Raw genomic sequence first — 6,884 nt, forward strand, 5'->3', positions numbered from 1 at the left:
ATAAGGCAGGCGAGAACCGGACACACGTAGACTGGCTAAGACGAAGGACTTGATGCCTTGAGGTCCATAAATTTCCAAATCTGTCTGCTCTTCATTGGCCTGAAAAGCACGGCTAGAGAGAAATCCTGGCAATCCAAAGATATGGTCTCCATGCAAGTGAGTGATAAAGATTTTGCTGACCTTACGGGGTCGAATTGTGGTTTCCAGAATGCGATTTTGCGTTCCTTCGCCACAGTCAAAGAGCCAGACTTCGTTAATCTCGTCCAAGAGTTTGAGGGCAAGACTTGAAACATTGCGGGCTTTAGAGGGCTGACCAGCCCCCGTTCCTAAAAATTGAATATCCATTCGATACTTTCTAATTAATCAATATATAACATGGCTGTGCGGTTTTCCGATCGGAAATAAGGCTTGCCAGAAAAAGCTCTAACTTCTTGCAGTAAATCCTCTTGACTATAGCCTTTGAGACGCTTGCGACCATCTGCCAAGATTTCTAAATCCGTTAAAGGAGTCAAACTCTCCACAGAGACGACTTTTTCCTCTCCAAGCTCCGTCATGTAAATCTTACCAGACTCCTCAAAAACCAGCTGATGGGGGAAAATCTGAGCAATTTCAAAGAGCAAATCTGATGTAATTTCTTCCGCTTGCTCAGAGAAAATCCGTCCAAAACCTTGACTCTCATAGCAAAAACCAAAAGACTTGCCAGATAAATTAAGACGAATAAAGGGCTTGTTTTCAAAGTTGAAACTTGGCTCAACATTGTAGAGATTTAGTTCCTGAGAAAGTTCTGCAAAGTAATCTGTCGCTGCTTGAGGGCTCTTTTTCTGGTAGAGCTCTGCAAAGTAAGCATTGACCACGCTAGGTGGAGGGGTGATGAGAGCCAACTGCTCCTGCTCTGTTTTGCCAGATAGAAGTTGATCCAGATAGACCTTATCCAGACTTGTATAGCCACCATACTTGAGAGCTAATGATTTCATATCAGTCATAAAATTCTTCTAATCTCCATTTGTTTTTCTTCGAAATGTAACCTGTGATGACTTCCCCGTCCTCTTGATAGTCGCGTTCTTCCAGAATCGCTACACTTTCTAAATCATGAATCTTGTAGGATTTCGAAAAAGGCACGCGCAGGGTAAAGGGTTCGAAAATATCCTTGATTTTCTCTAAAAATAAAGCCTGCAGCTGCTCACGACTATCCTTCGACTTGGCAGAAATCATTGCGTACGGTGTTTGGGTAGGCGTGAAATCCTCCACCAAATCCGCTTTATTATAAAGGGTCAAACGAGGGATATCCTCCATGTCCAAATCTTTCATGATAGACAGAACAGTTTTTTCATGTTCCTCATGATAAGGATTGCTGGCATCAATGACATGAACCAAGAGGTCTACATGCTTGCTTTCTTCCAAGGTGGACTTGAAACTAGACACCAACTCTGTCGGCAAATCTTGGATAAAGCCAACGGTATCTGTCAAAGTTACTTGGAGATTCCCCCCAAGATGGATACTCTTAGTCGTCGCATCCAGAGTTGCAAATAGCTCATCTGCTTCGTACTGGGTCTTACTGGTTAAGCTGTTCATGATAGTTGACTTCCCAGCATTGGTATAACCAATCAAACCAATCTTAAAGGTACTGGACTCCAAACGTTTTTCTCTAACTGTCGCCCGATTTTTCTCAACGACCTTGAGCTGACGCTCGATATCTGTGATTTGGTTGCGAACACTACGACGGTTCAGCTCCAGCTGGCTTTCACCAGGTCCACGGGAACCAATTCCTCCAGCCTGACGGCTGAGCATAATCCCCTGACCAACCAAGCGAGGCAAGAGATATTTGAGCTGGGCTAAATGGACTTGGAGCTTCCCTTCATGGCTTCGAGCCCGCATGGCAAAGATATCCAAAATCAACTGCATACGATCAATCACTTTTACCCCGAGAATTTCCTCCAAATTGACATTCTGCCTTGGTGTCAGACGGTTGTTGACGATGACAGTGCTAATTTCTTCCGCATCTACTATCAGTGCAATTTCTTCCAACTTACCTGAGCCAACAAAAGTCTTGGAATCATATTTTTCACGTTTTTGTCTGTAACTATCTACTACAACTGCCCCAGCTGTCTTGGCTAGACTGGCCAATTCTTCCATAGAGAGGTCAAAATTGTCCATGCCCTGCAATACCACACCGATGAGCAGGACTCGTTCCTCTTTTTTCTCCGTTTCAATCATTTAAAAACTCCTCAATCTGGCTTAGAATGCGGTCCTTCACGCCAGACTCACCTATCTGATAAAAGGTCACCTGCATGCGATTACGGAACCAGGTCAGCTGGCGCTTAGCAAAACGACGCGTCGCCTGTTTGAGACTCTCACTGGCTTCCTCAAGAGTTTGCTCTCTACGGAAATAAGGAAAAAGTTCCTTGTAGCCAATGCCTTTGGCAGCTTGAACATCTGGATAATGGTCAAAAAGCCACTTGGCCTCATCCAAAAGACCAGCCTCAAACATCAGATCTACTCGGTGGTTGATACGTTCATAAAGCTGACTGCGTTCGTCATCCAAGCAAATAATCAGAGGTTCATAAGGACTTTCCTGATTTTCCAAATCCTGACCAAAATGGACAATTTCCAAAGCACGCATGGCACGACGACGGTTGAACTGGGGAATTTCAAGGCCTGCTTGCTCAACGAGTTGGGCTAATTCCTCATCCGAATAAGGCTCCAAACTAGCCCGATAGGCTAAAATCTCCTCATGAGGTGTCTCCCCACCTAGATGGTAGCCTTCCAGCAAGCTCTGGACATAAAGCCCGGTTCCACCAGCAATAATGGCTAGCTTGCCACGGCTTTGAATATCCTCAATAGCTTTCTTAGCTTCTGAAACAAAATCAAAAGCCGAGTAAGACTCGGTCACCTCTCTGACATCAATCAAATGATGAGGAACAGCTGCTTGCTCCTCTGAGCTAGCCTTGGCTGTCCCAATATCCAACCCTCTGTATACTTGCTGACTGTCACCACTGACCACCTCTCCATCAAAGTGCTTAGCCACTTCGATAGCAAGAGCTGTCTTCCCAACAGCAGTCGGTCCAACAATCACAATTATTTTCGTTTTCATCTCTTTTCCTTGAAAAATTCCCATTTTTTCGTTACTATTATTATATCACAAAAAGGTCAGTCAGAAAAATGCTACCTCTTGAGGAGCCTGGCTGATCAGGAAGATAAAGGAGGAAGACTCATGGCTAAAGGATTCGCTAAAGGTCTTGTAACAGGTGTCGCAGGAACTGTCGCTGCCGTTGCAGGTGCAGTATATGCAATTAAAAAGAAAGTGATTGAGCCAGAAGAGCAAAAAGCAGCTTTCATCGAAGAAAACCGCAAAAAAGCAGCTCGCCGTCGCGTATCACATTAATAAAAAAGAAGTTGAGAAATCTCAACTTCTTTTTTATTTCTTAAATAGCCAAATCAAACTTCAGCTGTGGCTTGACTGGATCATAGTCAACCAACTCAAAGTCCTCCGCTTTGATATCAAAGAAATTGGTCCCATCAGGCACATTCAAGACCAAACGAGGTTGGCAGTTTGATGGTTCACGACGAAGCAATTCCTCTGCTTGTTCAAATTGATTATCATAGATATGAAGGTTATTGATAAAGTAGAAGAACTTCCCAACCTTCCATCCAAAATGCTTGGCAATCATCATCTGAAGAGCCACATACTGCATAGCATTGATGTGGTGGGCCACCAGCATATCATTCGAACGCTGGGTCAAGGTCGCATCCAGATAGATGTCCCCATCAACCCGACGGACATCAAACATGGTCTGAAAGGCGCATGGAAGAAGACCATCTGTCTCCTCAAAAGCTTGGTAATCCCAGAGCGAGATGATATTGCGGCGGTTCCAAGGGTTGGCTTCCAATTGTTTGAGAAGCTTATTGATGATATCGTGTTTCTTAACGACCGCCCCATAGCGTTCACCGATGGTTCCCGTATCTCCCACTTCCCAGTCATTCCAGTAGTGAACATTGTACTTGTCATTGAGCACCTCTAGGCTATTAGACTGATCTTGGTAAATCCAGAGTACTTCCTTGATGGCAGATTTGATTGCAATGGGACGCAAGGTTGTGATGGGAAATTCCCCCTTAGACAAATCATACTCCGCAAAGGCACCCGTTACGTACTTGGAGTTGGCAACAGTCCCATCCTTGTACTTGGGACGTGCTTGTTCAGAAAAGACACCGTCTTTGAGGATTCGTTCAATATTCTCTTTAAAAATCGTATCAGCTTTTGTCATTTACTCTCACCTCAACTTTTATTCTTAACTAGTATAGCATAAAAAGAGCTTTTCTACATACTCAGATAATCGATGGCCTTTTTATATTTTTCTAATCGTTCCAAATCCTTATCAGTGACAGAACTCAGTCTCGATAAATCCGAATTATGCTTCAAATCTGCTAATTTGACAACGCGTGCTAGGGGATTAGATTTCACATTTTCTAGATATGTTTGATAGTCTTGCCCCTTTTTCTTTGACAAAATCTGAACGGCAGTAACTACTGTTTCTAGTAAACCAGCTAGTAATAGTTCTTCAGCCGTAAAAGGACTGTCCTCAATGACATCATGTAGTAAAGCAACTGCTTTTTCTTCTTCAGTATCAACTTGGCTTGCTACATAGATTGGATGTTCTATATAATCTATCCCTGCCTTATCAAATTGCCCCCTATGAGCTTCCGTAGCGATAGACAATGCTAGTTCAAGCATGGGTTGTTTTGATGTATCCATCTAGCGGCTCCTTCCCAAAATTTAAACCTATTTCGTTTTATTCGATTTTTAAAAAAGAGCTTGATAAACACCAAGCTCTATTATCAATCTATCTTATTGCAATACAAGCGATGCTGCTCCGATTACTCCAGCGTCATTTCCTAGAGTTGCAAGAGCCAATTTTGTGGATGTGCGAACTTGTGGGAAGGTATTTTCGTCGTAGACTTTTTGAACACCTTGGAGAAGGAATTCTCCAGCTGCTGACACCCCACCACCGATAACGATAGTTGATGGGTTGAGGATTGATCCGATGTTAGCACATGCAATACCCAAGTAACGTGAAAAGTTACGGTAAACGATCAAGGCAAGGTCGTCTCCTTCTTTTGCAAGGTCAAAGACAGTTTTGGCTGTTACTTCTTCACCATCGTCAATCAAGCGTTTCAAGGCTGCATCGCCTTCATATTCATCAGCGTAACGACGAGTCAAGTTGACAATCCCTGTTGCTGAAGCAACTGTCTCAAGGCAACCTTTCTTACCGCAAGTACATGCAATTGGCTGGTCAAAGTCAACAGTGATGTGACCAAGCTCACCAGCAGCACCAGCAACACCGTGGAGCAATTTGCCTTCTGCCACAATACCGCCACCAACACCTGTACCAAGTGTCATAAAGACAACGTCCGGTTGGTTGTCACCAGCGCCCATCCAGCGCTCACCAAGAGCAGCTACGTTGGCATCATTATCGATGAAGAATGGAATACCCAAGGCTTTTTCAATCTTTTCTTTAATTGGTTGAAGGGTTTTCCAGTTCAAGTTGTAGGCACCGATAACAGTTCCTTTTTCACGATCAACCACACCAGGTGATCCCATTCCAATCCCTCGGAAATCCGTAGTCGATAATCCAAGCAAGTCCAAACGATGTTGAATAGACTCAATCATATCATCTACGATATGGCTTCCTTCATCCAAAATATTAGTCTTGATAGACCATTTTTCTTGGATTTCTCCCTCTTGAGTTAAAATTGCAAACTTGATAGATGTTCCACCAAGGTCAATCCCAATAATCTTTTGACTCATCGTCTTCTCCTTTTTAATTGAAAATGCTTACAGATATAGTATAACAAAATCGTCTCTTTTGTGCAAAGGTTTGCAGGCTACAAGCCAAAATTAAAACATCTCATTTGCTTCACTATTTGTAAAAATTAGTCACCTAAATGTTGAATTGCATAGTTTGCTTCTTCTTTTGTAAATTTTCCAACATAAGAAGAAGTTAGCCACTCATAAATCTCTGTCTTTGATAAATGGTTATTTTTTCGGTATTCTCTTGCTGTAATTAAGGCATTTGCTTTGTAATCTGCATTCAAGTGATCGATGGCATACTGCGCTGCTGAACTTGAAAAACCATTCCACGTTAATTGGTTATAGAGATCTTTTTTTGACATATGTAAAACCGAATTATAGCTTTTCGCTTTATTTAAAGCAGCATTGTACTGCTTCCCATCTAGTTTTGGTTGCCGCACACCATCGTAGTCTACATAGTGACGGCCACCATCTACCCATTTATCCCTAGCCATTTTACCATCTGATTCAACATAATAACGGCCACCATCTACCCATTCATTCTTGGCCATCTTTCCATCTGATTTGAGGTAATAATTTCCTACCCATTTATTGCGAGCAGAGCTTCCTTCTGCTGTTAGATAATAATATGAACCATGGTTTTTATCATAAATCCAGTCACTTTTAACCTTTTTTCCATCAGAATCAACATAATAACGACCACCATCTACCCATTCATTTTTAGCTCTCTTTCCATCTGATTTGAGGTAGTAATTTCCTACCCAGCCAGACTGAACTTTAGATTGTGATTTATCCTGTTTAGGAGTTGTTTCTTTAGCTTTTTCAGCCGGTTTTGGTGCCGGCTTCGGCGCGGGTTTTGGTGCTGGCTTTGGAGCGGGTTTCGGTGCTGGCTTCGGCGTAGGTTTTGGTGCTGGCTTCGGCGCAGGTTTTGGTGCCGGCTTCGGCGCAGGTTTTGGTGCCGGCTTCGGCGCAGGTTTTGGTGCCGGCTTCGGCGCGGGTTTTAGTGCTGGCTTCGGCGCGGGTTTTGGTGCTGGCTTCGGTGCGGGTTTCGGTGCCGGCTTCGGCGCGGGTTTCGGTG

Annotated in this window: 9 protein-coding genes; 1 reads left to right on the forward strand and 8 read right to left on the reverse strand. The window is 43.4% G+C overall.

Translation table 11 applies throughout. The features are described 5' to 3' along the window. The 4 genes from SORDD05_RS08990 to miaA all read right to left on the reverse strand — a co-directional run. Positions 1 to 345 (reverse strand): MBL fold metallo-hydrolase (locus SORDD05_RS08990; RefSeq protein ID WP_155718872.1); only part of this gene is annotated, 345 nt, incomplete at its 3' end. A 14-nt stretch (positions 346 to 359) separates the two neighbouring features. After that, positions 360 to 983: a hypothetical protein gene (locus tag SORDD05_RS08995; protein ID WP_061419237.1), complete on the reverse strand. Its 624-nt coding sequence runs from the start codon at positions 981 to 983 to the stop codon at positions 360 to 362. Continuing rightward, entirely contained in the window at positions 976 to 2,214 is a 1,239-nt protein-coding gene (gene hflX / locus SORDD05_RS09000) for a GTPase HflX (RefSeq protein ID WP_061419240.1), read from the reverse strand. The genes SORDD05_RS08995 and hflX overlap by 8 nt, the downstream gene beginning before the upstream one ends. Next, positions 2,207 to 3,091: a tRNA (adenosine(37)-N6)-dimethylallyltransferase MiaA gene (gene miaA, locus SORDD05_RS09005; protein ID WP_061419243.1), complete on the reverse strand. Its 885-nt coding sequence runs from the start codon at positions 3,089 to 3,091 to the stop codon at positions 2,207 to 2,209. The genes hflX and miaA overlap by 8 nt, the downstream gene beginning before the upstream one ends. A gap of 120 nt (positions 3,092 to 3,211) precedes the next feature. Here miaA and SORDD05_RS09010 point away from each other — a divergent pair, with 120 nt between their 5' ends. Then, the gene (locus tag SORDD05_RS09010; protein WP_001051782.1) at positions 3,212 to 3,382 is read left to right on the forward strand and encodes a DUF3042 family protein; all 171 of its coding nucleotides are present in this window, start codon (positions 3,212 to 3,214) and stop codon (positions 3,380 to 3,382) included. A 40-nt stretch (positions 3,383 to 3,422) separates the two neighbouring features. Here SORDD05_RS09010 and SORDD05_RS09015 read toward each other — a convergent pair whose 3' ends face one another. The 4 genes from SORDD05_RS09015 to SORDD05_RS09030 all read right to left on the reverse strand — a co-directional run. Beyond that, a complete protein-coding gene (locus SORDD05_RS09015) occupies positions 3,423 to 4,262 on the reverse strand; it encodes a thymidylate synthase (RefSeq protein ID WP_061419246.1) in 840 nt (279 codons plus the stop codon). A gap of 53 nt (positions 4,263 to 4,315) precedes the next feature. Continuing rightward, positions 4,316 to 4,750 (reverse strand): HD domain-containing protein, encoded by a 435-nt coding sequence (locus SORDD05_RS09020; protein ID WP_081102483.1) that lies wholly within the window; start codon positions 4,748 to 4,750, stop codon positions 4,316 to 4,318. Between the two features lie 93 nt (positions 4,751 to 4,843). Beyond that, positions 4,844 to 5,803 carry an ROK family glucokinase gene (locus tag SORDD05_RS09025; protein ID WP_061419249.1) on the reverse strand — a complete coding sequence of 320 codons (960 nt, stop codon included), beginning with the start codon at positions 5,801 to 5,803 and terminating at the stop codon, positions 4,844 to 4,846. A 125-nt stretch (positions 5,804 to 5,928) separates the two neighbouring features. Continuing rightward, on the reverse strand, positions 5,929 to 6,884 hold a 956-nt coding region (locus SORDD05_RS09030), incomplete at its 5' end, for an Ltp family lipoprotein (protein ID WP_196757207.1).

Source organism: Streptococcus oralis (assembly GCF_001578705.1).
Taxonomy (GTDB): Bacteria; Bacillota; Bacilli; order Lactobacillales; family Streptococcaceae; genus Streptococcus; species Streptococcus oralis_J.

Excerpts from the sequence above, each read along its gene's own strand:
- hflX (WP_061419240.1), bottom strand. The coding sequence starts at position 2,214 with ATGATTGAAACGGAGAAAAAAGAGGAACGAGTCCTGCTCATCGGTGTG.
- miaA (WP_061419243.1), bottom strand. The coding sequence starts at position 3,091 with ATGAAAACGAAAATAATTGTGATTGTTGGACCGACTGCTGTTGGGAAG.
- SORDD05_RS09020 (WP_081102483.1), bottom strand. The coding sequence starts at position 4,750 with ATGGATACATCAAAACAACCCATGCTTGAACTAGCATTGTCTATCGCT.
- SORDD05_RS09025 (WP_061419249.1), bottom strand. The coding sequence starts at position 5,803 with ATGAGTCAAAAGATTATTGGGATTGACCTTGGTGGAACATCTATCAAG.
- SORDD05_RS08995 (WP_061419237.1), bottom strand. The coding sequence starts at position 983 with ATGACTGATATGAAATCATTAGCTCTCAAGTATGGTGGCTATACAAGT.
- SORDD05_RS09015 (WP_061419246.1), bottom strand. The coding sequence starts at position 4,262 with ATGACAAAAGCTGATACGATTTTTAAAGAGAATATTGAACGAATCCTC.
- SORDD05_RS09010 (WP_001051782.1), top strand. The coding sequence starts at position 3,212 with ATGGCTAAAGGATTCGCTAAAGGTCTTGTAACAGGTGTCGCAGGAACT.